Genomic DNA, 25,905 nt, shown 5'->3' on the forward strand with positions numbered 1-25,905 from the left:
CCAGCCCTCACCGCGGTTGACGTGGGCTTCCCGCCGCTGGAAGTCGTCAGCTGGCCGGCGTCGGCGACGGCGTGCCCGCGTCGGCCCGGAGCATCGACTGTTCGCGGCCGGGATGCCGCCGCGCCGACAGCACGGTCAGCGCCGTGGCCGCCACGCCCAAGACCAGGGAAGTCCAGATGTTCAGGCGCAGACCGAGAATCAGGTTCGCCGGATCGACCCGGAGCGCCTCGATCCACACCCGGCCCGCCGTGTAGAGCGCCACATACAGTCCGAAGGCGCGGCCGTGGCCGAGCTGGTACCGGCGGTCCGCCCAGATCACCACGGCGGCCACCCCGAAGGTCCACAGCAACTCGTAGAGGAACGCGGGGTGGAAGGTCCCGAGGACGACGGGCTGACCGTCCGGGCCGAGGACGGCTCGGCCCGCGGACTGGTCCCACTGGTGGATCCGCAGCCCCCAGGGCAGGTCGGTAGGGCCGCCGTACACCTCGTTGTTGAACCAGTTGCCCAGGCGGCCGATCCCCTGTGCCAGCGCGATGCCCGGAGCGGCCGCGTCGGCCATCGGCGGCAGCCGCACACCGGCACGTCTGGCGCCGATCCAGGCCCCGAGCGCGCCGAGCGCGACGGCGCCCCAGACGCCCATGCCGCCTTCCCAGATGTACAGCGCGTGGATCGGATTGCCGTCGGGACCGAAATACGGCTGCCAGGAGGTGGCGACGTGGTACAGCCTGCCGCCGACAAGCCCGAAGGGGACCGCCCAGGTCGCGATGTCCACGATGACACCGGGCTTGCCTCCACGCCGCACCCACCGGCGTTCGGTGAGCCACACGGCGACGACAATGCCGATGATGATGCAGATGGCGTAGGCCCGCACCGGTACCGGCCCGAGGTACCAGACACCCTGGACCGGGCTCGGAATGACGGCACGGACCACGGCCGGCCCTTCCCCCAGAATCATCGCGACAGCATAGCCACGGACCCCAGGGACAACGGGTCAGGTGACCAAGTAGTGATCAGTGAATCGTCGCCCGGCGGCATGACGAGGACTTCGAAGAGGTGGGCTCCGGACACCATCTGCCGGAGCTTGATCATGCGTATGTCGCGAGAGCACCGAGTACAGGTGACAACGAGTCACCGGACCTGATCACTGCTTGTCCGGGTGGTGAGCCACCTGACGGAACAGGTGGATGTTGCGGCGCACCATTCTGCGAAGGTCCGGTGCTGAGGTATGCCGCGAGCGCGGTCGGCGGCGCGCGCTACGCGCTTGCCGCCGGGACACGCGCCGCGGAAGGTGCGGACCGGCGCCATGGCAGGTGTCTTGATCGGCTTGCACGGATTGATCACTACCGCCGGTTTTGTCAATGACTCTCCGTTTCTGTTGCCTTAGTACGACAGTGGAATGTGGACGCCGATCAATTCTCCGCGGGTGTGCCGAAATGAATCATGGGACGATCCAGCGGCTCCGCGATGTGGTTGTTATGATGTGGTCGTTATCGGCGCGCAATGATCGATTTCGGGTGCTGTGTCCGCCGTTGGCCGGTGGAGATGTCGGATTTGACAGTTCCCGTCGGCGTGGTTCGGCGGGAATACGGGATATCTGGGACAGTGTTTTCAGGGAATGGGGGTGCCGCGGTGGGTGGCAGGGATCCCGACCGCATCGCCGATTTCGCCGGACCCGGTATCCGGACACTGGTGTGCGACCGCCAGCCAGTGATGCGGGAGGGCTTGGCCGCCATACTCGGCCGGGAGCCGGGCATCTCGGTCGCCGGCGCGGCCAGATCCCACGACGAGGCCGTCACGGCCGCACGGACGCGGCATCCGTCCGTCGCGGTCATCAGCCACGATCCGCCTGATCTCGACGGCTTCGAGCTGACCGGGCAACTCGGCCGGCTGGACGGTGCGGTACGGCCGATCCTGCTGCTGGATGTGCCGCCGATCGCCGATTCGGTGACACGGTTTCTGCGTGCCGGTGCCAGAGCCGTGCTCGACAAGGAGTTGGCGCCGGTGATGCTGCCTGCCACCGTGCGCGCGGTGTCCTCCGGCGGCGTGGTCATCGCACCGCCCGAAGCCGGACGGTTGGTCGACCAGCTGGAGCAACACCCCGTTCGCACCGGCCAGTTGGATCGTTTGTTGTCCGAGCGTGAGCGAGAAGTCTATCGGTACGTCGCGCAGGGGCTGAGCAATCGGGAGATCGCCGAAGCCATGTCGCTCACGGTCGCGACCGTCAAGTCCCACGTGCACAGCGTGGCCCGCAAGCTCGACGTCCGGGACCGTGTGCAGGCGGTGATCCTGGCCTACGAGACGGGCGTGATCCGGCCGAACGGCGTCCGGCGTAGTCCGAAGCCGAACGGGGTCCGGCAGCCTCTCCAAGGTCAGCGCTGACCGACGGTGGCGGCAGGCGCCGGATCGGTGATCTGCAGCCGGATCTCTCCGAAGTAGTGGTTGCCTGCCGCGTCGGGGATCCACGTCTGGTCCGGCGTCGGCAGCATCTCCGAGATCACCACGTCGACGCGGTCACCGTGCTCGTCACGGGTGGCGCGGAGCATCGTGCACAGTGACGCCACGTAGAGCGGGCTGGTGAAGTCCACATACACGGGTTTGCGCTCGGTGGCGATCTTGACGAAGCACCGGTCCGGCAGCCCGAGCCGGGCGACCAGTCGCCGGCCCGCGAGATACCGTGCGGCGTCTCCCTTGAGCGTCAACAAATCCGCGAGTTCGGCTACGCGCGTGCGCCATGTCTCCCGGAACAGCACGAGCCGGTCGATCGTCACGCGCGGCGTGTGGGCGGCCGTGGACAGGCCACGGAACATGTTCACGGCCGTGGTCGACAGGAAGTGGGCGAAGAACTCGAGCACCGGCACGTCCTCGCCGTCAGGCAGCCTGCCCATCAACCGGTCGCCCGTCATGTGCAGGCGGACTGAGACGGTCGGCACCACGCGCCGGGCGTCCACGCCGGTCGCCTTGGCGAAGCCGATGTGCCGATCGGTAGGCGCGTCCTCGATCTGGACGTTGCGGCCGGCGTCCCGCGACCACATCGCCGGGAACAGCGGCACCATCCGCGTCCGGCCGAAGTCCTCGATGGTCTGCCGCAGCAGCAGGTCCGGCTCGTCCCGGGACCACGTGCACCACCGGTCGGTCATCGGCGCGTACGCCAGGTGCAACTCGCCCAGCACGGCGGTGAAGTCACCGGAGTTGATGTCCGCCACGGACTTCGCGCAGACGATCAGGTCCGGACTGTGCACCCGTGCCCACGACCAGCCCGGCCGCTCGGCCGCGAACAACCGGTCCACCTGGCCGGACAACGCGGTGGCGTCCCGCCGGACACGCTTGTCACCCGGACCGGCGGGGAACAGTTCGGCCCACCGGCCGGCCAGTGCCCGCGCGATCCGGTCCACCGGTTTGACGTCGTCGCCCCAGAACAGGTCGATCGCCGGATGCCACAGGTCGGCGAGTGTCGGGTGCGGGACGTCTTGCGCCACCTTCCCGAACAGCCGTCGCAGGCCCTGTTCGTAGGTCCGGCCCAGTTCACTGGTGAGCCAGCGGGCCGCCTGGAGCACGATGCCCAGTGCCGGCGCCAGGTCGTCGAGCAACCGCCGCCCGATGACCATCCGCAGGTCACGGCTGGTGTCCTCGTAGCAGATCCCGCGTCCGGCGTACATCTGGCCGGAGCGGCGTCGCGCGGGCTTGCCGGTCAGTTCGCTGAAAGTGTTCTCCAGCAGCGACATGGCGCTCGCCAGTGCGTCCGGGTCGCCCGCGGCCTTGGCGACCTGGTCGCGGGCCGCGCGCAGCCGGTCGAGCCCGGCTTGCGCGGCGAACCGCGGATCCGCCGGCTCGATCGCGGCGATCCGTTGCGCCAGCAGTGTTTCGGTGTGCGGACTGACCGGGAGGTTCGGGTCCCAGCGCAGGACTTTGCGGCGCACCAGATCGTCCAGCAGCCCCGAACCATCCCTTTCGGACATGCCGAGTGTGCGCAGGATGTCCGCGGCCGTTCGGGTGCCGTCGCACAACGCGACCACGGCGGCTTCGTCGGACGTCAGCTCCAGCGGCGGCGATCCGGGCCGGTGCAGCTGTTCGCCGTCGAGAAGGTGGTGTGGCATCGGCGACGGCGGGAGCCACAGTTTCGTGCGCGGATCTTCCGCGAGCGTCGCCGCGTAGGTGGTGAGCGCCCATGGCTCGAGGAACACCTCGCGTCGCGCCAGCAGATCATCGCCCGGTGTCGCCCGCACGTCCTGCTCGCGCGGATCGAGCTTGATCCAGCAGCCCGGACCGAAAAAACCGATCGTCTCGGTCTTGGTGCAGTACCGCTGCCAGAACCGGGCCAGCACGACTTCGCGGTAGCGGCGCTTGCTGTTGCGCGGTTTCGGCGGCCCGCTGCGGCGCAGCGAGTCCAGCAGCCCGGCAACCGCGGGATTCTGCCAGGTGATCGCCTCACGCAGGCGGACGTCTCCGGCGATCACGTCGACCTGACCGGACGACTCGGTCAGTGTCTCGGCGAACCGCGCCTCGAACTCCGCCGTCCCGGCCTCGCCGGCCAGACAGGCGTCGGCGATCGCGGCGCACTCCGGCGCGGCCAGCCGATCCACCCAGGCTGCCGGGAAACCCGTCGTGCGCAGCAACGCGTCCCGCCAGATCGACCAGCCGGTGTCGCCGAGCGTGAACCGGTGTGCGGGCGACTCGCCGGCGCGAACGGCCGACGGCGAGAAGGTCGTCGTCATGGTGCCAGCGTGGTGGCGGCTGGTACAGCCGCGCATACAGGTGCCATACAGGGACATGAATATCGCGCCTGTATGGCACCTGTATCCAGCGCCGACACGCTGAGAACGCCGGTTGGTGATCGCCCGGCCGGACGGATCGCCGGTCGGTTTACGGGAGGAGTGCCATGTCGGGGAGGAGCCGTACCGGCGCGCCCGGGGCTACGGTGGAGTCCGCACCGGGCCGGTCCGGGCCGGAGGAGGTCCCCGGGCTGTCCGTGGTCGAGATGGAAGTCTGTTCGAGGTGCAACCGGCGGTGTTCGTACTGCCCGGTGTCGTTGGACCCGATGCCGCCAGTGCCTGCGCGGATGTCCGACGAGGTGTTCCTGCGCACTGTCGAGCAGTTGGAGCGGGTGTCGTTCGCCGGCCGGATCTCGTACCACCTGTACAACGAGCCACTGCTGCGGACCGACTTGGCCCGCCTGGTCGCGATCGTGGCCGAGCGGTTGCCGAACGCGCTGCAGATCCTGAACACCAACGGTGATCTGCTCAACGAGCGCCGGTTCACCGACCTGCGGCAGGCGGGGATCGACTACTTCTACGTCACGCGCCACTCGCCTGGTGACTACCCGGAGCGGCCGTTCCAGGTGCTGCAGACGTGGCAGGACCTGACGTTGACCAACCGCGGCGGCACACTGACGCACCTGCCGATGCCCAAGCCGAGGACCACGCGGACACCGTGCTGGGCGCCGTCGGAGATGCTCATCGTGACGGTGACCGGCGACGTCCTGCTGTGCTACGAGGACGCGGACCGGGAACACGTGATGGGCAACATCATGCGCAGCGAACTGCCGGACATCTGGAACTCCGAGCGATTCCGCGCGATCCGCGAACGGCTGCGGCACGGCGAGCGCTCGGTGGACGGCATGTGCATGAAGTGTTCCAACGTGTCCCACTCGCGGCCGGGACTGTCCGCGCTGGAAGACACCGTGCTCGACGCGAGCGGCCTGACTCGTCGGTCACCGGCCGCGGTCGCTGTTCTCAAACGCCGGTCCACCGAAGCACGGACCGGCCGGTCATGACCCGGCAGGCGACACAGGAATTCCACCGGTGCAACATCTTCCGGCTGCCGTTGCGGCCCGAGGTCGCACACGGGGGCACCGGCGTCATCGAGGCGGTCCGGATCGCCACCGGCGAGACGGTGGACGGCGGGTGCGACTTCATCGACTACGCCGTCGTGCCCGCGGGCACGTCCATCGGCGACCACCGGCACAGGCTCGACGAGGAGGAGTTCTACCTCGTGCTCAGCGGCATCGGCACCATGCGGCTGGAGGACAGGACTTTCCCGGTGACCGCGGGCGACCTGGTCCGCAACCCACCGGGCGGACTGCACGGACTCGTCAACGCCGGACCGGATCCGGTGCGCCTGTTCATCTTCCAGTTGGCGGCAGGTCAGGAGAACTCGACGTGTGGAACTCGCGGGACATCGAGGTGACACCGGGCGCGCGGTGTTCCGGCGGCCAGATCTCGGCGTCGTCGACGCTGGAGGACTCCGGGCGCCTGATGGGACTGCAGTCAAGGCTGGACCGGGCGCACCACGTCGCCATGACCAGGAACGCGTTCGCGCCGGACAACGCACTCGTGCGGAACTGCCTGGCCGGACGGGACGCACTGGTCGTGATGAGCCCGTCGGTGCACCGCCTCTACGGACCGCGCATCCGGGCGTACTTCGAGGAGGTCACCGACGTCCATTTCATGGTGCTGCACAGGACCGAGGCGTCGAAATCCCTGGACGCCGTGGTCGAGGTGACCGAACGCGCCGCCGCGGTGGGACTGCGCCGCACGTCGCCCATTGTCGCGATCGGCGGCGGCGTGTGCACCGACATCAGCGGGTTGGCTGCCGCATTGCATCGCCGTGGCGTACCGCACTTCAACGTGCCGACGACGCTCGTGGGCCTTGTCGACGCGGGCATCGGCACCAAGAACGCGGTCAACCACGGCCGCCGCAAGAGCGCGCTCGGCACGTTCTACCCGCCCGAGCACACCGTGCTGGACATCGACTTCCTCGCCACCCTGCCACGCAGGCAGCTGGCCAACGGCCTGGCCGAGATCATCAAGCTGGCGGTGGTGAAGGATCGGCCGCTGTTCGAACTGCTCGACCGGTACGGCATGAGGTTGCTGGACTGTGGATTCCGCAGGCCGGTACGCGCCGCCGACGAGATCGTCTGGCGCGCGGCCGCGGGCATGCTGGCGGAGCTGGCGCGCAACCAGTTCGAGATCGGGGACTTCCGGCGCAAGGTCGACTTCGGGCACACCTTCAGCCCGTACATCGAAGTCGCCTCAGGGCACTCGGTGTTGCACGGCGAGGCGGTCGCGATGGACATCGCGCTCTCGGCGCAACTGGCCCATGCTCTCGGCCTGCTCACCGAAGCCGATCTCGAGCGGATTCTCACCATGCTGGAGACGACCGGCCTGGCGCTGGTGTGGCCCGGGCTGTCGGTCGACGCGCTGTGCGCCACGCTGCCGTCCATTGTGGAACACCGGAACGGGGACCTGCATCTCGTGGTGCCGACCGGCATCGGCACATGCGAGTTCCTTGGTGCCGCCGACATCAACCCGGCCCTGCTGCGCGCGAGTATGGCCGAGTTGGTGCGGCGCACCTGCCGTGACGACATCCAGACCGTCCAGCGGCGGACTCTGGCGGCCTCCGGAGGACAGTGAGATGACCGACGAGACGCTAGCCCTCTTCGGCGGACAGCCCATCCGTACGCAGCCGTGGCCCAGATGGCCGCAACCGACGCAGGACACCTACGACGCGGTCGCGGACGTGCTCGGCTCCACCCGCTGGGCCGTGAGCGGACCGTACGACGGCCGCGTCTGCTACGAGCGACAGTTCGCTCATGCCTTCGCTGCTTTCCACGAGGTGCCGTACTGCACGCCGACCACATCGGGCACAGCCTCGCTCACCATCGCGCTGCAAGCCCTCGGCGTGGGGCGCGGAGACGAGGTACTCGTGCCTGGCTTGACGTGGGTGGCATGCGCGTCGGCCGTGGTCCACCTCGGCGCGGTACCGGTGCTGGTGGACTGCGATCCGCACACGTTGGCGATGAGCGTGGACCGTGCGCGGGAAGCGCTGACGCCGAGGACTGCGGCGATCATGGTGGTCCACCCGTACTGCAGTGTCGCGGACTTGGACGCGTTCGTCGCGTTGGCGGAGCAGGCGGGCGTACCGCTGGTCGAGGACTGCGCACAGGCTCACGGCGCACGATGGCGGAACCGGCCGGTGGGCACGTTCGGTGCGGCCGGGTGCTTCAGCATGCAGCAGGCCAAGTTGTTGACCTCCGGGGAAGGCGGGGCGGTCGTCACCGCCGATGAAAGCGTCCACCAACGGTTGGAGCAGTTGCGGTCGGACGGCCGCCTTTTCATGGCCGGGCCACAGGTGGGACAGTTGGAACTGCGCGAGGTCGGTGGCGTGCTCGGTCGCAACCTGTGCCTTTCGGAACTGCAGGCCGCCGTTCTGCTGACCGGGCTGCGGAGGTTGGCGGCCGACAACGAACGGCGGCACGAGCGTGCATGCCAGCTCACCGAGGCGCTCAGAGACTGCGAAGGCGTGTCCGCGCTTCCCGCCGATCCACGCGTGACCACCCGGACCTACTACAACTTCGTGCTGCGGTTGCGGCCGGAGGCGTTCGCGGGGAACACGGTGGACGCAGTCGCCCGTGCGCTGTCGGCCGAACTGGGCACGTCGGTGAACCCGGTCTATCCGCCGTTGAACCGCCACCGGCTCTACCGCCCTGACCGGCTGCCACGTGGTGAAATGTCCGAAAAGGACATCAAACGGCTCGATCCGGCCCAGTACGAGCTTGCTGTGTGCGAGGAAGCACGCCGCACCTGCATGACGTTCACGCATCCGGTGCTGCTGGCCGGCAAGGACGGTGTGGACGACATCGTCGCGGCCATCCGGAAAGTCCACGGCCAGTCAGCAGGCTTGCTGCGAGCGCCGCAGGAGCCGTCCACACAGGCCATCTAGGCCAGGGTCTTCCGCAGCGCCTTGACCGTCAGGTCCGGCCGTGTCGCCAGGAGCGTCACTGCCTCGGTGTACCGCTCGACGATCCGACGCATCACGTCGGTCGGATAGACGTCGGCGTTGTAGAGCAACGCGCCACCGTCACGCCGCATGCCGATCTCGATGCTGGGACCACAGCGAGCCAGCCAGGCACGGGAAATCGTCCGCGGCGCGAAGTGCTCGGGCTCGGGCACACGGCCGGCGATGAAGACCTGGTTCACCCGCAGCCCGGCGATCTCGGTCGTCATGTGCCGATAGGCCTGCGAGTAGATGTTGCCGTCGCACAGCTCGATGTCCGGCCATGGCCTGCTCCGGTCGAAGTCCGGGTTCACCGCCCGGGCGATCGCGGTGTACGGCACCAGGTTGGCTGTCGCCTCCGCCAGCGTGTCGTGCGTGACGCGCACGGCATCACCGAGAGTGAGATCGTCCGGCAGATCCGTTGCCACGTAGGGATCACTGGCGAACTGGGCCACCGCTTTCCATGACCGTTCCGTGGTCCGGCCGAGTGTCGCCGTGCTCACCACCGTCCGGTCACTGCCGGTCTCCACCGAGAGAACCGCGTGGTACGCCGCCATCATGGCGACGAACGGCGTGGTCCGCGCTCGCCATGCGACCCGCTTGAGCGCTGTCGCGACCTCGGCGGAGAAATCGAAGGGAAGCCTGTCGCGGGTGAGAAGGTTGGCTCCCGGCTCGTAACGTGGCTCGATGTGCGTGCTCGTCGGGAACGGGATGAGCTTGCTTCGCCAGTACGCCAGCCGTTCGTCGGTGATCCTGAGCCGCCTGGCCTGCATGTCGCGCACCTCGTCGAACGAGGGAGCGTCGTCGGGAAGGGGTGGGGACACCCCGATGCGCGCCCCGTATGCGGTGAGCAGGTCGGTGACGAAAACCTTGGGCGCGTACCCGTCGGCGACCATGTGGGAGAAGCACAGCGTCAACAGATGCCTGTCGCCGCCGAGCCGGGAGACGGTCGCGTGCCACAGAGGACCGTTGACGAGATCGAAGGTGCGCCGGTTTTCGGCGTACACGAGCCGATCGATTCGTTCGCGCCGGCCACGGACGTCCATTGTGGTCAGATCGACGAACTCGACCGGTGGGTCCCAGGTGTCCCGAATCCGCACCAGGGGATCGGGACCCAGGTTTCGGAACGCCAGTCGCAAGGTGTCATGCCTGCGCAGCACGTCGACGAATGCCCTGGTCAGTGCCGTCTGGTCCAGCGACCCTCGTAAGTGGAGGTTGTCGACCACGACGATCCGCGAACGGCCCGGATCCTCCGGCGACAGCGCCGACATGAACTCCCACTGGCTTTCCTGGCTCGGCGCGAGGGGCACCGCAGCTCCGGTGTCAGTCTTGGACAAGAGCGGCCACCTTCGCCACCGCGGCCGCGATGTCGGCCATGTCCGGCTCGCTGCCCAGCAGAGTGCTGTGGTGTGTCACCACGGAGTGCTCGTAGAACCGGCTCGCGTTCGGAAACGTGCGGTCCCGGTGCAGCGCCACGAACTGGTCCGCCAGCGGCGCCAGAGTGGACTTCGTCCACGGCCGCAGCAACGGCGTCACGTGCAACGGCGTGTCGGTGATGTAGAAGCTCGTGTGCAACTCGGCCGTCAACGCCCTGGCGATGTCCGCGTTCGTCATGCCCTCGGGCAGCCTGTCGAAGACGAACGGCACCTCGTAGATCGACATCCTGGTCTGGGCCGGTGCGGGCCGCAGCAGCCGGACGCCGGGGATCTCGTCGACCAGTGCCGCGAGGACGGCGAAATTGCGGGCGCGCACCTCGTGCTGCCGGTCAAGGATCTCCAGCTGGGCACAGAGCACGGCGGCCTGGAACTCGCCGAGACAGAAGTTCACGCCCATGATGCTGCCGGTCTCGACCAGCTCCTGCTCGCCCGGACGACCGGAATCGGACCGGTGGCGACGGGAGTCGGCACGCAACTCCTCCAGCCGGGGGGCCAGCGCGTCGTCGTCGGTGACGACCGCCCCGCCTTCCCCGCACGTCAGCACCTTTCCCTGCTGCATGCTGAAACAGCCGATCCGGCCCATCGATCCGGCCCGGCGGCCCTGCCACTCGGCGCCATGAGCCTGGGCGCAGTCCTCGACCACCACCATGCCGTGCCGGTCGGCCACGTCGGCGATCGCCGGGATGTCGGCCATCGCACAGGACCAGTGCACGGCGACGACCGCTCGGGCGTCCACGTCCAGGTCGAGGTCGTCCGGCCCGACGCAGCCGGTGACCGGGTCCACGTCGACCAGAACCGGCACGAGTCCCGCGCGCAAGGCCGCGCTCGCCGAGGCGGTCCAGGTGAGCGCGGGCACCAGCACCCGGTCCGCCGGACGCAGGCCGAGGGATTCGAGCGCGATCACGAGTGCGCTCGAGCCGTGATCGACGGGCACGCAGTGCCGCGTTCCGGTGTACCGTGCGAACATTCGCGCGAAGCGGCGTTCGAACGACTCCGCCCGGCCGAGCGGTGCGGTCAGCGTCCAGCGGTCGCCGTGCAGCACGTGGAGCAGGTTTCGCTCCGCCTCCTGCGACGGCGCGGGCCAGCGCGGCCACGGCCGTGCGGGATCGCGCACCGGTGGCCCGCCATTGCATGCGAGCGCGGTACGGGCGGAGGCGATTCCGGTCATGAACCGATTGTCGTTCCGTGCCATACAAAGGCGCTACAGCAGGGCTACCGGCGTTCCGCTCGGCGGATTCGCCGACTGTATGGTGCGTGTATCCGTTCCATATGGGCCGGCTGAACACTCGGTGGCACAGATCGGTTTCCCGGTACGTTCATGACAGGAGAACGGCCCATGCGGACGCATATGCTGGGGCATCTGGACATGGACGAGCTCAAGATATCCGAAGAGCTCGCGTCCGGTGCCCAGTTCCACTACGCGGAGCAGTACCCGGAATTCCAGAGTGGTCGCCCGTGGAAGACATGCATGTTGTGGTCGTGCGGTGGCCAGGTCGGCGACGGCGTGATCGCCCATTACGACACCAGCAAGCCGGCGCAGCCGACCGAGTTCGGCGAGCGGCTGCCGTATCTGCGGCACATCGTCGAGGACTCGTTCGACGTCGACCACCTGCTGTTCGCGCGACTGGTCCTGATGTCCGACAACGTCCTCGTGCCACACCGGGACTTCATCGAGTTCTCCGAGAGGTCCACTGAGGACCGTTGCGGGCACCGGCTGCACGTGCCGCTGGCGACCAGCCCGGACTGCCTGTTCATGGAGGACAACACCATCTACCGGATGCCGTTCGGTGACGTGTGGTCCCTGGACGTGACACGGATGCACAGCGCCGCGGTGCTGTCCGACATGCGCCGGTTCCATCTGATCATGGACTTCGCGGACGTGCCGGACGGCACCACACTGCTGAAGTTCGACGTCAACCCGCGGCCGGGTGTGCCGGAGGACCGGAAAGTCGACCGCCCCAGGCTGTCCGCGCGCGAGCGGGACGCGATCCGCGGTCTTGCCGGTGTCGTGGACCTGGAGAACCTGACCGAGGTGTTCGGCATCGTCATCCGCAAGCAGTACCGCAAGGACGGCGGCGAGAACTACGCGTGGGACGCCATCCGCGAGATCGCCAGGGACAGCGGTGATCCAGCTGTGCGGGCGCGGGTGGAGGAGCTGTACCGGCATTGTGCCCTTGCCAGGGCGGAGTGAAGGTGAGCACCGACATGGCCGGGACGCTGGTGCGGGCACCGAGTTTCCACCACGTGGGCGTGCAGACCGGCGATCTGGCCAATTCGGTGCGGTGGTACGAGGAGTTCTTCGGCTGCCGCCCCGCGTGGTCGCTGAGCACGTTCTCGCCACTGACACTGCGCCGGCTGCCGGGAATCCGGCGGCTGGTCGAGATGGTCGCCGGCGACGTCCGCGTGCACCTGTTCGAGCGGGACGGCCGGGCGGCGGACGAACCGGGCGAGAGCCTGACCCGGTTCCAGCACGTCTGCTTGTCCGTAGTGGACCCTGCCGACCTCGAAACGTTGCGGCTGCGGTGGATCGAGCTGTACGACTCGGGCCGCTTCACGTTCGCCCGTGACGAGCGGCCGACCGAGATCGTCGTCGACGACGACGGGGTGCGCAGCTTCTACGCGTTGGACGTCAACGGCCTCGAGTTCGAGTTCACGCATGTGCCGAGTAGTGAGGTGTGATGACCCGCGAGGTTGGTCTGGTGCTGACCAGGCCGCCGTCCGGTGTTGACTGGGACTTCGGCGGCTACTGCTACGGCGTGGAGCCGCTCACGCTGCCCATGCCCGGTGCGCCGGACCGGCCGGAGACGGAGCCGTCCGCGGACCTGCGGGCCGCCTGCGAGCAGATCAGGGCGATCGGGGAGTCCGGTGTGCCGGAGGGCCTGATCGAGCGGTGCCAGGACGAGGGGGAGCTGTACTGGTTCCGGTGGATCACCGGACACCAGATCAGCTTCGCAGTCTGGCGGCTGATGAGCCAACTGCTCGACGACGTCACCGAGGGGCGGACGGACGCCGCCACCGCCACGCGGCCGTTGTGCAGTTACGTCCGGACGTACTGCGCCATGTTGCTGTACGCCGGCTCGTGCCCAATCGATGTGTACCGTGAGGTGATCCGGCCGAGCATGCGCTTACAGCACAGGAGCTTCAGCGGTAGTTGGGCACCGGACTACTGGCCGGTGCGCAACCTGCTGCGCGCCCGGCCTTCGCCGTTCAGCCGGTTCCCCGAGCTGGCCGAGGAGATCCGGCTGCACCAGGTGGTGCACGACCACGTCGCGGCGAATCTGGTGCCGGACGGCAAGTCCCTGTTGCGGCAGTCCTCGGTCCGCCGTCAGGACATGCGGCTGCTGCACCTGTTCTACGACAACTACTTCCTCACCATGCGAGCGCCGGTCTCCCGTACCACGGTGGTGGCCCAGCTGATCAGGCGCATGGTGGCGATCGCGCAGGACGTGGCGGTGAACTCGCTGCACCCCGGCGGGGCCGCCGGCTCCGGCCAACGGGCCGACGAGGTGGTGGCGTGCGAGAACGGGATCACCGAGATCCTGGCCCAGGCCGCGCACCACGCTGCCGGATCAGCACCGCGGTCACGGCCCGGGGTGCGGTCGGTGAGCCTCAGCCGCTCGTAGCGATCGCGTCCATTTCGATCTCGACCAGCAGCCGCGGATCGAACAACCGGGACACCTCCACGATCGTGCTCGCGGGCAGGACGTGCCCGAAGAACTCCCGGTGGACCGCGCCGACCTCGCGCCACGTGTCGATGTCGGTGACGAAGACCCGAGTGCGCACCACGTCGCCCAGCCCGACGCCCGCCTGTGCCAGGGCGTCCGCGGCACGCCGAAGGATCTCCCTTGTCTGCGCGGCGACGTCGGCGCCGCCGACCGGGCCGTCCGGGCTCATCGCGGTCGTTCCGGCCACGCTGACGTGCCCGCCGACGCGGACCGCGCGGGAGTACCCGAACGTCTTCTCGGTCTGGCTGCCGCTGGAGATCAGTGTCCGGACCGGCATTCGCCGCCTCCTGTCGTGGTGGGTCCGTCTCGCGGGCGAGACATAACATGTCCACACTGGACATCTTGTCGCGTGCCGGTGTGGCTCTCGTGCCGCTGTCACAATGTTAGGCATGCGTTCCTACTCAGCCGGTATCTACGGCGATGCGATGGCCGACGTCTACGACGAGCTCGTCGAGCCGATGTCCGCGCAGACCCGGGCGACGGTCGATTTCCTCGCCGGCCTGGCCCGCGGTGGCCGGGCACTGGAGCTGGGGGTCGGCACCGGGCGGGTCGCGTTGCCGCTGGCCGCCCGGGGAATCGCCGTGCACGGGATCGACGCTTCGGTGAAGATGGTGGACCGGTTGCGCCGGAAGGCCGGCGCAACGCCGGTCACCACGAGCGTCGGCGACTTCGGTGATGTGGCCGTGTCGGGCATGTTCGACCTGGTCTACGTCGTGTTCAACACGTTCTACGGTCTGTCCACACAGGATGCCCAAGTGGAATGCTTCCGCCGGGTCGCGGCCAGGCTGCGGCCGGGTGGCGCGTTTGTCGTCGAGGCGTTCGTGCCGAACCACGCGCGGTTCGACGGCAAAGGACCGGTCACGGCCAACGGCGCCGACTCGGGGCGACTGGAAGTGGCGCGGCACGATCCGGTGCGGCAGCAGGTTTTCGCTCGGCAGGTGCTGCACACCGGCGACGGGATGAGGATGTTGCCGGTGCACATGCGCTACGTGTGGCCGGCCGAGCTGGACCTCATGGCGCGAGTCGCCGGCCTGCGGCCGACCGGCCGGTACGGCGGTTGGTGCGGCGAACCGTTCATGGCCGCCAGCTCGGACCATGTTTCGGTCTACAGCAAGCCTTTTGCCGGCGACGAGTGACTAGCCTCGTGGACATGGTGGTCAGCAAGCCGGAGTTGGTCGGACAGGTCGGCGCGGTGTCGTCGACGCACTGGTTGGCGTCCAGCGCCGGGATGGCTGTCCTCGAACAGGGCGGCAACGCCTTCGACGCCGCGGCAGCCGCCGGATTTGTCCTGCAGGTGGTCGAACCGCACTCGAACGGCCTCGGCGGCGATGTGTCCATAGTGGTGCATGAAGGCGCGAGTGGTGTCACCAAGGTCGTGTGCGGCCAGGGACCAACGCCGCGAGCGGCGACATTGGACGCTTTCCGGTCGTACGGCCTGAACCAGATCCCGGGCTCCGGCATGCTTCCCGCGTGTGTCCCGGGCGCGTTCGGCGCATGGCTGCGGCTGCTCGCGGAGTTCGGCACGTTGCCGCTCGCGCCGGTCATGGACGCGTCGATCGGGTACGCCGCAGGCGGTTATCCACTGGTTCCGGACGCGGCACGGGCGATCGCCGTACTGGCGCCGTTGTTCGCGGCCGAGTGGCCCGAGTCCGGCCGGACCTACCTGGTCGACGGCCAGGCGCCCGAGGCCGGTACGAAGATGCGCAACCTGCCGCTCGCCGAGACGATGCAGCGAATCCTGCACGAGGCCGAGGCGGCCTCGTCGGACCGCGAAACGCAGATCGAGACCGCGCGCGCCGCGTTCTACGAGGGCTTCGTCGCCGAGACCATCGACGCGTACGTCCGGCGTACCGACGTACTGGACGCCACCGGACGCCGTCACCGCGGGCTGCTCACCGCGGACGACCTCGCGGCCTGGCGGGCACCCGTGGAGCAACCAGCCGCCATGAGGTACCGGGACTACTCGGTGTACAAGCCGGGCCCCTGGTCGCAGGGACCGGTGTTCCTGCAACAGTTGGCGATCCTGGACGGTATGGACTTGAGCGCGATGCCGTTCGGCGGCGGTGAGTATCTGCACACCGTGACCGAGGTGGCCAAACTCGCGATGGCCGATCGGGAGGGCTGGTACGGCGATCCGGACCGCGCGCCCGTGCCGATCGAGGAGCTGCTCAGCAGCGGCTACGCGGACACCCGGCGCGAGCTGCTCGGTCAAAGCGCCGCCACGTCACCGCAACCGGGTACGCCAGGAGGTCTGCGGTCATGGGTGCCGCGGCCGGAACCCGACCTGGTGGATCCGGCCGCGTTGGACGCGGAGTGGATGCGGCAGTTGCAGAGCGGCATGCCGACCATCGTGCTGAAGGCGACCGTGAAGGCCGGGGACACGTGCACGGTCGTGGTCGCCGACCGATACGGCAACCTCGCCGCGGCGGTGCCCAGCGGTGGCTGGCTGAAGAGCTCGCCGGTGATCCCGGGACTCGGGTTCCCGTTGGGCACACGCGGCCAGACGATGTGGCTCGTGGACGGCCATCCGAACTCGCTGGGCCCGGGCAAGCGGCCGAGGACCACACTCAGCCCGACGGTCGTGCTGCGGGACGGCGACCCGTTTCTCGCGTTCGGCACGCCGGGCGGTGACCGGCAGGACCAATGGACGCTGGAGACGTTCCTCGCGATCACGGAGTTCGGATACGACCTGCAAGAGGCCACCGAGGTGACCATGTTCCACACCGACCACTTCCCGTCGTCGTTCACGCCGAGGGCGTGCCGGCCGGGTGTGGTGGTGCTCGAGGACGGCGGAGATCCGGACGCGGCCGAGGATCTGCGCCGGCGTGGTCACGAGGTCGACGTGGTCCCGGCGTTCTCGTTGGGCAGCAAGGTCTGTATCGCGGGAGTGGACTCCGGCCGGGGATTCGTCCGCGCCGCCGCCGGCCCACGCGGCCGGCAGGCGTACGCGAGTTGCCGCTGAGGCGACACATCGAAGCAACAGGGAGGTAGGACATGGTCTCGAACGTCCTGGACGAGGACATCCTGTCCGATCCCTATCCGCTGTACCGCCAATGGCGGTCGGAAGCGGCCGTGGGCCCGGTCACGTTTCCCAGCGGCCTCGTGGTCTGGCAGGTCACCGACGCCGAGGCGGCCAGGAGTGTGTTGGCCGACCGGCGGTTCACCAGAGCGCTGCGGGCGCTGCAACGCGCCGGCATCCTCGGGATGGACTTCGGCGTCGGCGCCAGCATGCTCACCAGCGATCCGCCACAGCACACCCGGTTACGCAAGCTGATCAGCTGGGCCTTCACCCCACGGCGGATCGCGCGGATGCGGCCACGTATCCAGTCTACAGTGGACAGGCTGCTCGACGGGGTCGCGGACGCCGACGAGGTCGACCTGGTCGAGGCGCTCACCGCGCGACTGCCCGGCATCGTGATGTGCGACCTCATCGGTGTGCCGGAAGCCGACCGGCCGCGGTTCGGCCAATGGACTCGGGCGCTCGTGACCACGGCCACCACGGGACAAGAGCGTGCCGCCCGCCGCGACGCGGTGCTGGCGCAGCGGCAGTACTGGCAGCAGCTGGTCCACGCCCGGTCGGCGACGATGGACACCAGCCTGGCTGTCGACGACCAGCCGGACCTGCTGTCGGCGTTGCTGACCGCGCGAGGCGAGGTCCGGCTGAGCGAGCCTGAGCTGTTGGCCATGTTGAACCTGCTGGTGGTGGCCGGGCAGGAGACGATGTCCAGCATGCTGGGCAACGCCGTGCTGGCGCTGCTGAGCCATCCCGGCCAGCTGCGGCTGCTGCGGGAGCAACCGGCGCTGTTGCCGAACGCCGTCGAGGAGCTGCTGCGCTACGACCCACCGGTCCAGCGCTGCGATCTGCAGATAGCGCTGGAGGACGTCACGGTCGGCGGGGTGACCATTCCCCAGGGCGCTGCCGTGGTGGTCGTTCTCGGCGCGGCCAACCGGGATCGCGTACGCCATCCCGAGCCGGACCGGCTGGACATCCGCCGTGGATCACCGGACCACCTCGCGTTCGGCCACGGCCCGCATTACTGCTTGGGCGCGCAGCTGGCGCGCCTGGAGACCGAGGTCGTGCTCGGCACGTTGTTCACCCGGTTCCCCGGCATCACCATGGCCGGACGGGTCGATCAGGTGCCGCGCGGCCCACGGAGCTTGTTCGTCCGCGGTGTCACCGCGCTGCGTGTCCACACCGCCGCGCCGAAGGGATCGGATTCGTTATGAGCCTTCGAATCGCTCAGGTCGCGACCATGGGTTTCCCGGTGCCGCCCAGGGGGTACGGCAGCGTGGAGAAGGTCGTGCACGCGTTGACCGAGACGTTGGTCGGCGAGGGCCACGAAGTCCTGCTGATCGCCGCACAGGGCAGCACGTCGTCCGCGCGTCTGCACGAGGTCCCAGGCACGCCATGGGCTTTCAACCGCGTCGGTGAGAGCACACACAGCCTGGTCGACCGGATGCGTGTCGTCCGGCACATCCGCAACGTGTTGCTGCGGCACGTCGACGAGCTGGACATCGTGCACTTCCACTCGGCGTGGATGGCCGAGGCGCTGCAGCCGTCACTGCCGATCCCGTCGGTGACCACGCTCCACATGCAACTGGACAGTCCGGACAACCGCAACACACTGGGCAAGTGGGACGCGGGTCCGCTGGTCTCGGTGAGCGACGCCCAGCGGCAAGGCGTCCGGGATCTCGACCTGCCATGGGTCGCAACCGTCTATAATGGACTCCCACTGCACGAGACGACCTGGCTCGGCTCGGGCGAAGGCGGCTACCTGGCGTTCCTCGGCATGCTCTCGCCGACGAAGGATCCGGCCGGCGCGATGCGTGCGGCCATCGCCGCCGACATGCCCATGCGGGTGGCCGGACCGGCACCGTGGTACGAAGGGGAGTACATGCGGGAGGTGCTGAATCCGTTGCTCGCTCATCCGCTGATCGACTGGATCGGCGAGATCGGCGACTCGGAACGTGGCGCGTTCCTCGGCGACGCGGTGGGCACCGTGTGCACGACACCTGGTCCGGAACCAGGTTCGCTCGCGATCATCGAGTCCCTCGCGTACGGCACGCCGGTGATCGGCAGGCATGTCGGTGTCCCACCGGAGAAGGTGCACGACGGTATCCACGGCTACCTGGCGACCACCGACGGCGAACGGGAAGCGGCGTGCCGCGCGCTGGGCCGGATCAGCCGGAGCACCTGCCGGACCTGGGCGTTGCAGCGGTTCTCCCAGCAGCGCATGACACAGGACTACGTTCGTGTGTACGAGACAGTACTCGGCGGACACCTGGTGTCGCAGATGGCCGACGACCACCGCGCGGCGCAGCCCAAGTGGACGAGGTAGTCAATGCCTGCCGTTCACAGCTCGTGAACGGCAGGCAGCGCCGTGGCGGCGATGTCGTGCAACACGGCCGGATCACCGGCGTACACGCCTGATTCCCGTGGCCAGTGCACAACCAAATGCGTGATACCGGCCTTCGCGTACCTCTCAGCCAACGCCAGGCAGTCGGAGGCGGATCGCAGCGGATCGCCGGCCCATCCGGTGGTCACGAAGATCCGGTCGAGGTCCGTCATGGCGCGGCCGGCTCGATCGCATGCCCGCCGCAGCGCCTCGGTTTGCGCGGTCACGATGGCCAGGCACTCGTCCGGCCGGTAGTCGCGCGAGAAGTCCGTCGGTCCCATCGTTATCCACGCGTTGGCGTAACGCGCCACCAACGCCATGCCGCGTTGTCCCGATGCGGCGACGGCGAGCGGTGGCGGGTATCGAGGGAGCATGTGCGCGCTGTCCACCGCGTAGAACCGGCCTGAGTGGCTGGAGACCGGCGCGTGCAGGAGTTGGTCGGTCAACGCCACGAACTCGGCGAACCGGTCCGCGCGCTCCTTGGCGCTCAAGGGCACGCGGTCCACGACCAGTGCGTCCCCGGCGCCGGACGATCCCGCGCCGACACCGAGGACGAACCGGCCGCCGGCGATGTCGTTGATGCTGATCGCGTCCTTGGCCATGACCACGGGATGCCGCAGGTTGGGGGAGGCCACCATGACACCGATGGCCATCCGCCGCGTCACCGCCGCGGCAGCCGAAAGAACCGGCACCGAGGAGAACCACGCGCCGTCACTGAGGCTTCGCCACCACAGATGGTCGTAGGTCCAAGCCGAGTCGTAGCCGAGATCCTCCACGGTGCGCCATCGTCGTGCGTTGTCCGGCCATGACGTCTCCGGCAGGATCAGCACACCCAGCCGCACGCCTCAGCCCTGCCGCGGCGTCAGTTCGTAAAAACACGTCCGGGGACCAGCGACGGCGTTGGTGTAGATCCGGCGGCAGGTCAGCGAGGTCTTGCCGAACACGTCGAGCCATCCGGCCCGGTCACGGGGGATTCCCTGCGCGGTCAGCACATGCACGAGGAAGAAGTCCGAATCGTTCTCCCGGTTGTCGTAGCGCAGTTCCGGTTCGCCGAGCAGCAGGATCTTCTCGCCGGTGAGCACATCGGCGTATCTGTTCAGGATGTCCACGACGGCCTGCTCCCCGTCGCGGAACTGTTCGTGCAGCACGCCGACACCGCAGATCACGTCCGCGCTGCGGCACGCCCGCGGCCAGGTGTCCGGCTGGAAGGCGTCCGCCACGACAAAATCCACCCGATCGGCGAGCCCGCTGGCCGCCGCCCGTTGCCTGGCGGCGTCGATCGCGGCGGGCGCGATGTCGATCCCGGCGCCGGTCAGCTCCGGCTGCTCCGCGCACATTCCGACCAGTAGCGCACCGCTGCCGCAGCCCAGATCCAACAAGCGTGTGGCGGACGTCCCGCGCATGGCGGTACGGACGACAGCCGTGTACGACGTCGTTGTCACGGTCCCGGTGTGTTTGCTCAGCGAGCCGTCCGCGCGGGTGACGTCCACGCCGTACTTCAAAGTGCCCGTGAGCAGACCGGTGATGTTGCGCGTCACCGGAGCGTAGGCCTCCAGGTAGAAACCGAGGCGCGCCAACGCGACTGGTTCGGTCAACAGGCGCCCACGCAGGCTCAGCCGGTACGTGCTGTGCCATTCGTCCAGCACACCGCAGACGTGGAGATAGCGGAGCAGGCCGGTGCCGACCCGCTCGTCCATGCCGTCCAGCAGGTCACCGGCTTTCCTCGGTTCGTCACCACGCAGCCGGTCGAGCAGGCCGGAGTCGGCCAGCGCGAGCAACGCGTGGCACAGGTTCATCGAGCTGATCAGGTCCGGCATCCCGGAGAGGTGGTACTTCTGCCAGGCGTCGATCCGTTCGTCGTGCCACAGGTCGACGACCTCGGTCTCAGGCACTGCGCCTCCTCGGTGACATCGTGGTGGTGGGCTTCAGTCGCACGTCACGCGCGGCGTCGTCGAGGACTGAGGTGATCCACGCGGTGAGGTCCGTACCCGCGTCGTCCGCCGCGGCCGACCACCGCCGCATCTGGTCGGCGCCGAACGTCAGCTTCAACGAGGTGGCCACGGGCTGAGCGTCGGTGTCCGGCGCGGCGCTGGCGCGCATCTGGCGCCGCAGTTCGTCACGCCCCCAACGCATTCGTTCGGCGAAACCGAGCCAGTGGTCCTGGTCCCGTTGCGGCAGCGCGGCGACCTCGATGTGGTGCTGGAGACTGAGTTTGGGACGTCGCCGGGCGGGCGGGAACCGGCGCGCCGCCCACGCGTAGTTGCGCAGCGTCTGGTAGTCCAGCGATGTCTGGCGCATCGCCCGCTTGTACCGGTCGGGGTACTTCCGTTCGCCGAACACGAGCCAGTCGCCCAGCCACCAGACCGACGACTCGGACACCGCGAGGATTTCCTCACCGAGTGCCCGCCATGTGTCGATGGCCATGTCGTCGGGCAACAGCAGGCTGGTGCGTGTGGTTTGGACGTTGCGGGGCATTCGCGTGCCCAGAACGCGAGGTGTCGTGCTGTTCGACGGCATCTGCCCCTCCCTCATCCGGCCACGACGTCGATCGGTCGCGGCGTTTGTTGGTGGTGCGTCAGGCCCATGTGTGTGCCGAGCCGGTCGATGGCGGTGCGCAGCTGGGCGTCGAGCCGTTCGGCGTCCGTGCCCCAACCGACCGCGTACCCCGCCCGGCCGTCTTCGCTCAGCGGCAGCCTGACGTGTTGTCCTGGCGCGGCGAGCTGGTTCGCGACCTTGACGTCCGGCAGGTCCGCGAGCACGGTGGCCGGCGGTACGAACTTGCGGACCTGACCGCCGCCGACCAGGAACCGGACCTGGGCGTACGGTGTCACCGGTCCGGCTGGTCGCTGGGGCAAGGGGTCGAGGCCGAACGCGATCCTGGCCTGGACCTCGTAGAGGTGGACGCCGGTGACGCGTGCGGTCAGGTCGGGAACCAGAGCACCGCCCGGCCGGAATGTGGCCTCCAGCAGCGTCCACCGGTCACCGTTGATCTTGAACTCGGCCTGCATGATGCCCTCGCCGAGGTGCAGCGCGGTCACCACCTGGGCCATCGCCGGCCACGCCGCGGCCTGATCCGGTTGCACGGCGGCGTAGGCGGCCGACACGGCGAGGAAGCCCTCCGTCCCGGCGTAGTCCGCCTGGCAGACCGACACGAACACCGGCTGTCCGCCGCTGACCACGGCCTCGACACAGACCTCCCGGCCGTCGACGAAGTCCTCGGCGAGGACGGTGCGGGACGGTGACAACATACGGACCACGGGCCACTGCTGCCGCGCGGCGGCCAGATCGTCCACGCGCAGCACGCCTGCACTGCCCGCGCAGTCCACCGGTTTCAGCACCACCGGGCGTGTTCCGTCGGCGAAGAACCGGTCCAGGTCAGCACGGTCGCGGATGTGCCGCCAGCGCGGCACATCCATGCCCGCCCTGGCGCACAGGTCGCGTTGTTCGAGCTTCGAACGCGCTACTTTCGCCGCGGCACGGCCTATTCCTGGCAGGCCGGTCTCCTCGGCGACCGTGGCCGCCGTGATCTGCGAGTTGTCCGCGAGTGTCGTGACGCCGTCGCATGTCCGGGCCAGTTCGGCGATCCTTGTGATGTCGGCCGAACCGTCCCGCGGGTCCCACGGCACGAACTCGTACACCATGTGCTCGTAGCGTCCGGTGGTGTAGCCGTCCACCAGGACGATCTCGATCCCCATCTGTCGCCACAGGGCGAACGCCGACTCCCGCATCGGGCTGGTCCCGACGACCAGCAGCCGGCGGCCGGCATGGCTCGGTTGGCCGGTCATGGCACCGATGCTCGCCACGGTCGATACACCGGCCGTACATGGCGGATACGTGCGCCGGCACATCACCGATGTATGGCCGGTGTATGTGCCGGGGGCACGCTGTGAGGCCAGGACGTCGAAGGAGAAACCGTTGCAGGCACCGGACTGGCAGGCAGCCGCGCGGCACCCTTGGGACACCACGTTGTCGGGGCTGCGCGCGGACGCGCTCGACTGTCTGCAGACCACTGTGGCCCTGGTGGCCGACCATGCCCACGGCCCGGGAACACATCTGGCGCTTGGCTGCCGGTGGCGGTTCCCCGAGGCGGACGCGAATGGCGCCGCCCGAATCCAGATGCCGGTACAGGACCGGTTCGCTGAGGCGATGCGGTTGCTCGGCCTACGTGCCGAGCGGATCGAAGCGTCCGACGGGCCCGCTGTTCGCGATCAGCTGGCCGGCGGCCAGCCGTTGTACGTGATCGCGGACGCGTTCCTGTTGCCCTGGCTGCCCTACGCCGGTCACGCGCACATGTCCCACAGTTTTCTCATCGAGCCGTTCGGTGAGCGGTTCCTGGTGGTGGACGCGTACCACAACGACACACAGTGGGGGCCCGCCCGGCCGGGCGCGTGGACGTTGTCACCGACTGCGGTGGACCAGGTCATCGCCGGTGACGTCACGACGATGGACGTCCGGCCGGCCACAGGTCCACTGTGGCTGGACCGGTCGAAGGTGCTGGCGGACAACGCGACGCTCGCGCGGGCGGCCAAGCCCGCCACCGACGCGTACACCGAGCGGCTGCGTGAACGACTGGCCGAGCCGGGCGTGATCGACGATGTCGTGCTGGACATCTGGCTGTTGAGCCGGGAACGGTCCCTGCACGCCGCCTGGCTGGCCGATCACCCGGCCGCGCGCCAGGTGTCGGCCCGCGCGGAAGCGTGGCAGCGGCTGTCCACGCAGAGCTACCTCGTGGCACGGCGGATGCGCCGCGGCGGGCGGCCGAACCCGGTTCTGATCGACGACCTGGCACGGCTGCTGCACGAGGACATGGCGCTCGCGATCGAGCTCGCCGAACCGTCCACAGTGGATGATGCAGTGGACGCGGTCGTGTTGGCCGAGCTGTGCGCGACCCTCGGTCTTGACGAGGCGGTCGTGCGCGCCACGGACACGCTGCGGTCGTTGCCGGGATTCGATTCGTTCCGTCTGGTGGACGCCATCGACCGGATCGAACAGCGGCTCGACACCGCGCTGCCGGACGATCTGGCCGTGGACGACCTGCGGGACGTCGCCGGTCTGTGCCGGTTGTTCCGCTCGGCCAAGCATCAGGCCAAGGCGGTGAGCACGGGATGACGACCCTGCTGCACGAGTTCCTGGACACCGCGGCCGAGTGTCATCCGGACCGGCCGGCGGTCCGCCATGGGGGCACTGAGCTGACTTACCGTTCATTGACGGCACACAGCGAACGAATCGCGGCCTGGCTCGCGTCCGTCGGTGTGCGCCGCCAGGATCGAGTGATTGTCGCGTTATCGGTGGATGTGCTCGTTCCCGCTGTGTTGTACGCATGCTCACGGGTCGGTGCCGTGTTCGCCGTCCTGCGCGAAGACACACCATCCGTCGTCGCCGCGCACGTTCTCGACGACGCTGAACCGGTAGTCGTGCTTACGGACTCGTCGACATTCACCGAGCTCGCCGCACAACGCGGGATCGCTTGCCACGGCCTGGATACAGTACGGACCGCTGACACCGGACATCCGCTCGCCGGAGGGCCGATCCCGGTCGATCCGGTGTGCTTCATCTACACGTCGGGCACAACGGCGATGCCAAAAGCCGTGGTCTCCACTCACCAGCAGGTCACCTTCGCCGCCCAGGCGATCCAGTCCCAGCTGGAATACCGGGTCGGCGATGTGGTGTACTGCGCGCTTCCCCTGTCCTTCGACTACGGCCTCTACCAGGTCTTCCTGTCCACAGTGGCCGGATCACTGCTGCACCTCGCGGTGACCGGCGGGCACCGGCTCGGAATCGACCTGCGTGACACGGGCGCCACGATCCTCCCCGCGGTGCCTCCCTTGGCCGCCAACCTCGCCAAGTTGCTCTCCCGGCGGCCACAGCCCTTGCCGCGGCTGCGGTTGCTGACCAACACCGGCGCCGCCATGCCCGCCGACGTGCTCGGTGTGCTGCGTGAGCATCTTCCCGGGCTGCGCGTGCAGCTGATGTACGGTCTGACCGAGTGCAAACGGGCCACCATCATGCCGAAGGACGAAGACGTGAACCGGCCGGGCGCGTGTGGCCGTGCCCTGCCAGGGACCGAGGTCTTCGTCGTCGACGCGGACGGGACGCGGCTTGCCGCCGGTGAGATCGGTGAAGTGGTCGTCCGCGGCCCGAACGTGATGGCCGGGTACTGGCGCAGGCCCGAGCTGACCGCTCGCCGGTTCCCCCGCGCCGACGGCTTGTTCGCACAGTTGCGGACCGGTGACTACGGCTGGTTGGACGCGGATGGTTACCTGTATTTCGCAGGTCGCCGTGACGACCTCTACAAGGAGCGCGGTTTCCGTGTCAGCACGATCGAGGTCGAGGCGGCCGCGTATCGCATTCCCGGTGTGGAGGCGGCCGTCGTGCTGCCACCGGCTGACGGGCGAGACGGCGCGACATTGCTGGCACAGGGAAAACTGAGCGCCGACGCCGTGCTGCGCGCGTTGCGTGACCATCTCGACGAGGTGAAGGTGCCTGCCCGATGCGTGATGGTTCCTGAGATCCCGGTGAACGCCAACGGAAAAGTCGTGCGCGCGGCCCTGGCGGGACTGGCGGGGGAGGGATGAG

General features: G+C 68.6%; 23 protein-coding genes. 14 read left to right on the forward strand and 9 right to left on the reverse strand.

Annotation, left to right across the window (positions count from 1 at the left end):
* Nucleotides 1-46 precede the first annotated feature (46 nt).
* Nucleotides 47-955 (reverse strand): prolipoprotein diacylglyceryl transferase, encoded by a 909-nt coding sequence (gene lgt / locus GC106_RS35195; protein ID WP_173139536.1) that lies wholly within the window; start codon nt 953-955, stop codon nt 47-49.
* Between the two features lie 674 nt (nt 956-1,629).
* Between lgt and GC106_RS35200 the strand changes: the two genes are divergently transcribed.
* Nucleotides 1,630-2,379, forward strand: a complete 750-nt coding sequence (locus GC106_RS35200; RefSeq protein WP_173139538.1) for a response regulator transcription factor — start codon at nt 1,630-1,632, stop codon at nt 2,377-2,379.
* On the opposite strand, the gene GC106_RS35205 is transcribed toward GC106_RS35200, so the two are convergent.
* Nucleotides 2,370-4,712 carry a lantibiotic dehydratase gene (locus tag GC106_RS35205; protein ID WP_173139546.1) on the reverse strand — a complete coding sequence of 781 codons (2,343 nt, stop codon included), beginning with the start codon at nt 4,710-4,712 and terminating at the stop codon, nt 2,370-2,372. The two genes, GC106_RS35200 and GC106_RS35205, sit on opposite strands and share 10 nt — an antisense overlap.
* A 263-nt stretch (nt 4,713-4,975) precedes the next feature.
* Here GC106_RS35205 and GC106_RS35210 point away from each other — a divergent pair, with 263 nt between their 5' ends.
* Genes GC106_RS35210 through GC106_RS35225 form a run of 4 tightly spaced genes read left to right on the forward strand, consistent with a single transcriptional unit; the run spans nt 4,976 to nt 8,718 of the window.
* The gene (locus tag GC106_RS35210) at nt 4,976-5,770 is read left to right on the forward strand and encodes a radical SAM/SPASM domain-containing protein (RefSeq protein WP_173139684.1); all 795 of its coding nucleotides are present in this window, start codon (nt 4,976-4,978) and stop codon (nt 5,768-5,770) included.
* Nucleotides 5,767-6,183 carry a cupin domain-containing protein gene (locus tag GC106_RS35215; protein WP_173139548.1) on the forward strand — a complete coding sequence of 139 codons (417 nt, stop codon included), beginning with the start codon at nt 5,767-5,769 and terminating at the stop codon, nt 6,181-6,183. Before GC106_RS35210 ends, GC106_RS35215 begins: the two co-directional genes overlap by 4 nt.
* A complete protein-coding gene (locus GC106_RS35220; RefSeq protein WP_173139550.1) occupies nt 6,156-7,409 on the forward strand; it encodes a sedoheptulose 7-phosphate cyclase in 1,254 nt (417 codons plus the stop codon). The genes GC106_RS35215 and GC106_RS35220 overlap by 28 nt, the downstream gene beginning before the upstream one ends.
* Nucleotide 7,410: 1 nt before the next feature.
* On the forward strand, nt 7,411-8,718 hold the full coding sequence (locus tag GC106_RS35225) for a DegT/DnrJ/EryC1/StrS family aminotransferase (RefSeq protein ID WP_173139552.1): 1,308 nt from the start codon (nt 7,411-7,413) through the stop codon (nt 8,716-8,718).
* Here GC106_RS35225 and GC106_RS35230 read toward each other — a convergent pair.
* Together GC106_RS35230 and GC106_RS35235 are read right to left on the reverse strand one after the other, a co-directional pair.
* A complete protein-coding gene (locus GC106_RS35230) occupies nt 8,715-10,109 on the reverse strand; it encodes a condensation domain-containing protein (RefSeq protein WP_173139554.1) in 1,395 nt (464 codons plus the stop codon). The two genes, GC106_RS35225 and GC106_RS35230, sit on opposite strands and share 4 nt — an antisense overlap.
* Nucleotides 10,096-11,376 (reverse strand): DegT/DnrJ/EryC1/StrS family aminotransferase, encoded by a 1,281-nt coding sequence (locus GC106_RS35235; protein WP_173139556.1) that lies wholly within the window; start codon nt 11,374-11,376, stop codon nt 10,096-10,098. The genes GC106_RS35230 and GC106_RS35235 overlap by 14 nt, the downstream gene beginning before the upstream one ends.
* A 168-nt stretch (nt 11,377-11,544) precedes the next feature.
* On the opposite strand from GC106_RS35235, the gene GC106_RS35240 reads away from it, so the two are divergent.
* The 3 genes from GC106_RS35240 to GC106_RS35250 are packed head-to-tail and all read left to right on the forward strand — an operon-like array spanning nt 11,545 to nt 13,831.
* On the forward strand, nt 11,545-12,399 hold the full coding sequence (locus GC106_RS35240) for an aspartyl/asparaginyl beta-hydroxylase domain-containing protein (protein WP_173139558.1): 855 nt from the start codon (nt 11,545-11,547) through the stop codon (nt 12,397-12,399).
* A gap of 2 nt (nt 12,400-12,401) precedes the next feature.
* Nucleotides 12,402-12,887 carry a VOC family protein gene (locus tag GC106_RS35245; protein WP_312873138.1) on the forward strand — a complete coding sequence of 162 codons (486 nt, stop codon included), beginning with the start codon at nt 12,402-12,404 and terminating at the stop codon, nt 12,885-12,887.
* The gene (locus tag GC106_RS35250) at nt 12,887-13,831 is read left to right on the forward strand and encodes a 3-methyl-L-tyrosine peroxygenase-related protein (protein ID WP_173139560.1); all 945 of its coding nucleotides are present in this window, start codon (nt 12,887-12,889) and stop codon (nt 13,829-13,831) included. The genes GC106_RS35245 and GC106_RS35250 overlap by 1 nt, the downstream gene beginning before the upstream one ends.
* On the opposite strand, the gene GC106_RS35255 is transcribed toward GC106_RS35250, so the two are convergent.
* Nucleotides 13,818-14,210 (reverse strand): RidA family protein, encoded by a 393-nt coding sequence (locus GC106_RS35255; protein WP_173139562.1) that lies wholly within the window; start codon nt 14,208-14,210, stop codon nt 13,818-13,820. The genes GC106_RS35250 and GC106_RS35255 overlap by 14 nt on opposite strands.
* A 112-nt stretch (nt 14,211-14,322) precedes the next feature.
* On the opposite strand from GC106_RS35255, the gene GC106_RS35260 reads away from it, so the two are divergent.
* The 4 genes from GC106_RS35260 to GC106_RS35275 are packed head-to-tail and all read left to right on the forward strand — an operon-like array spanning nt 14,323 to nt 19,272.
* Nucleotides 14,323-15,069: a class I SAM-dependent methyltransferase gene (locus tag GC106_RS35260; protein WP_217281379.1), complete on the forward strand. Its 747-nt coding sequence runs from the start codon at nt 14,323-14,325 to the stop codon at nt 15,067-15,069.
* A gap of 14 nt (nt 15,070-15,083) precedes the next feature.
* Nucleotides 15,084-16,895 carry a gamma-glutamyltransferase family protein gene (locus tag GC106_RS35265; RefSeq protein WP_173139566.1) on the forward strand — a complete coding sequence of 604 codons (1,812 nt, stop codon included), beginning with the start codon at nt 15,084-15,086 and terminating at the stop codon, nt 16,893-16,895.
* Nucleotides 16,896-16,927: 32 nt separating this feature from the next.
* Complete coding sequence (locus GC106_RS35270) at nt 16,928-18,160, forward strand: cytochrome P450 family protein (RefSeq protein ID WP_173139568.1); 1,233 nt, start codon at nt 16,928-16,930, stop codon at nt 18,158-18,160.
* Nucleotides 18,157-19,272, forward strand: coding sequence for a glycosyltransferase (locus GC106_RS35275; protein WP_173139570.1), 1,116 nt, complete (start codon nt 18,157-18,159; stop codon nt 19,270-19,272). The genes GC106_RS35270 and GC106_RS35275 overlap by 4 nt, the downstream gene beginning before the upstream one ends.
* Nucleotides 19,273-19,286: 14 nt before the next feature.
* Here the strand turns inward: GC106_RS35275 and GC106_RS35280 are convergent, their stop codons facing one another.
* The 4 genes from GC106_RS35280 to GC106_RS35295 are packed head-to-tail and all read right to left on the reverse strand — an operon-like array spanning nt 19,287 to nt 23,114.
* Complete coding sequence (locus tag GC106_RS35280; RefSeq protein WP_173139572.1) at nt 19,287-20,171, reverse strand: LLM class flavin-dependent oxidoreductase; 885 nt, start codon at nt 20,169-20,171, stop codon at nt 19,287-19,289.
* A gap of 3 nt (nt 20,172-20,174) precedes the next feature.
* Nucleotides 20,175-21,221, reverse strand: coding sequence for an SAM-dependent methyltransferase (locus tag GC106_RS35285; RefSeq protein WP_312873139.1), 1,047 nt, complete (start codon nt 21,219-21,221; stop codon nt 20,175-20,177).
* The gene (locus GC106_RS35290) at nt 21,214-21,846 is read right to left on the reverse strand and encodes an LmbU family transcriptional regulator (RefSeq protein WP_246367518.1); all 633 of its coding nucleotides are present in this window, start codon (nt 21,844-21,846) and stop codon (nt 21,214-21,216) included. The genes GC106_RS35285 and GC106_RS35290 overlap by 8 nt, the downstream gene beginning before the upstream one ends.
* Before the next feature lie 11 nt (nt 21,847-21,857).
* Complete coding sequence (locus GC106_RS35295; RefSeq protein WP_173139576.1) at nt 21,858-23,114, reverse strand: ATP-grasp domain-containing protein; 1,257 nt, start codon at nt 23,112-23,114, stop codon at nt 21,858-21,860.
* Between GC106_RS35295 and GC106_RS35300 the strand changes: the two genes are divergently transcribed.
* Nucleotides 23,113-24,438, forward strand: coding sequence for a phosphopantetheine-binding protein (locus GC106_RS35300; protein ID WP_173139578.1), 1,326 nt, complete (start codon nt 23,113-23,115; stop codon nt 24,436-24,438). The genes GC106_RS35295 and GC106_RS35300 overlap by 2 nt on opposite strands.
* Nucleotides 24,435-25,904 carry a class I adenylate-forming enzyme family protein gene (locus GC106_RS35305; protein ID WP_173139580.1) on the forward strand — a complete coding sequence of 490 codons (1,470 nt, stop codon included), beginning with the start codon at nt 24,435-24,437 and terminating at the stop codon, nt 25,902-25,904. The genes GC106_RS35300 and GC106_RS35305 overlap by 4 nt, the downstream gene beginning before the upstream one ends.
* The last annotated feature ends 1 nt before the right edge of the window (nt 25,905 follow it).

The sequence above is a fragment of the Kibdelosporangium persicum genome, assembly GCF_013280595.1.
Lineage (GTDB): Bacteria > Actinomycetota > Actinomycetes > Mycobacteriales > Pseudonocardiaceae > Kibdelosporangium > Kibdelosporangium persicum.

Bases quoted from the DNA above. Each gene is read 5' to 3' on its own strand.
- GC106_RS35255 (WP_173139562.1), bottom strand. From the start codon at position 14,210: ATGCCGGTCCGGACACTGATCTCCAGCGGCAGCCAGACCGAGAAGACG.
- GC106_RS35235 (WP_173139556.1), bottom strand. From the start codon at position 11,376: ATGACCGGAATCGCCTCCGCCCGTACCGCGCTCGCATGCAATGGCGGG.
- GC106_RS35205 (WP_173139546.1), bottom strand. From the start codon at position 4,712: ATGACGACGACCTTCTCGCCGTCGGCCGTTCGCGCCGGCGAGTCGCCC.
- GC106_RS35225 (WP_173139552.1), top strand. From the start codon at position 7,411: ATGACCGACGAGACGCTAGCCCTCTTCGGCGGACAGCCCATCCGTACG.
- GC106_RS35300 (WP_173139578.1), top strand. From the start codon at position 23,113: ATGGCACCGATGCTCGCCACGGTCGATACACCGGCCGTACATGGCGGA.
- GC106_RS35275 (WP_173139570.1), top strand. From the start codon at position 18,157: ATGAGCCTTCGAATCGCTCAGGTCGCGACCATGGGTTTCCCGGTGCCG.
- lgt (WP_173139536.1), bottom strand. From the start codon at position 955: ATGATTCTGGGGGAAGGGCCGGCCGTGGTCCGTGCCGTCATTCCGAGC.
- GC106_RS35305 (WP_173139580.1), top strand. From the start codon at position 24,435: ATGACGACCCTGCTGCACGAGTTCCTGGACACCGCGGCCGAGTGTCAT.
- GC106_RS35270 (WP_173139568.1), top strand. From the start codon at position 16,928: ATGGTCTCGAACGTCCTGGACGAGGACATCCTGTCCGATCCCTATCCG.
- GC106_RS35295 (WP_173139576.1), bottom strand. From the start codon at position 23,114: ATGACCGGCCAACCGAGCCATGCCGGCCGCCGGCTGCTGGTCGTCGGG.
- GC106_RS35240 (WP_173139558.1), top strand. From the start codon at position 11,545: ATGCGGACGCATATGCTGGGGCATCTGGACATGGACGAGCTCAAGATA.
- GC106_RS35210 (WP_173139684.1), top strand. From the start codon at position 4,976: ATGGAAGTCTGTTCGAGGTGCAACCGGCGGTGTTCGTACTGCCCGGTG.
- GC106_RS35265 (WP_173139566.1), top strand. From the start codon at position 15,084: ATGGTGGTCAGCAAGCCGGAGTTGGTCGGACAGGTCGGCGCGGTGTCG.
- GC106_RS35250 (WP_173139560.1), top strand. From the start codon at position 12,887: ATGACCCGCGAGGTTGGTCTGGTGCTGACCAGGCCGCCGTCCGGTGTT.
- GC106_RS35260 (WP_217281379.1), top strand. From the start codon at position 14,323: ATGCGTTCCTACTCAGCCGGTATCTACGGCGATGCGATGGCCGACGTC.
- GC106_RS35290 (WP_246367518.1), bottom strand. From the start codon at position 21,846: ATGCCGTCGAACAGCACGACACCTCGCGTTCTGGGCACGCGAATGCCC.
- GC106_RS35215 (WP_173139548.1), top strand. From the start codon at position 5,767: ATGACCCGGCAGGCGACACAGGAATTCCACCGGTGCAACATCTTCCGG.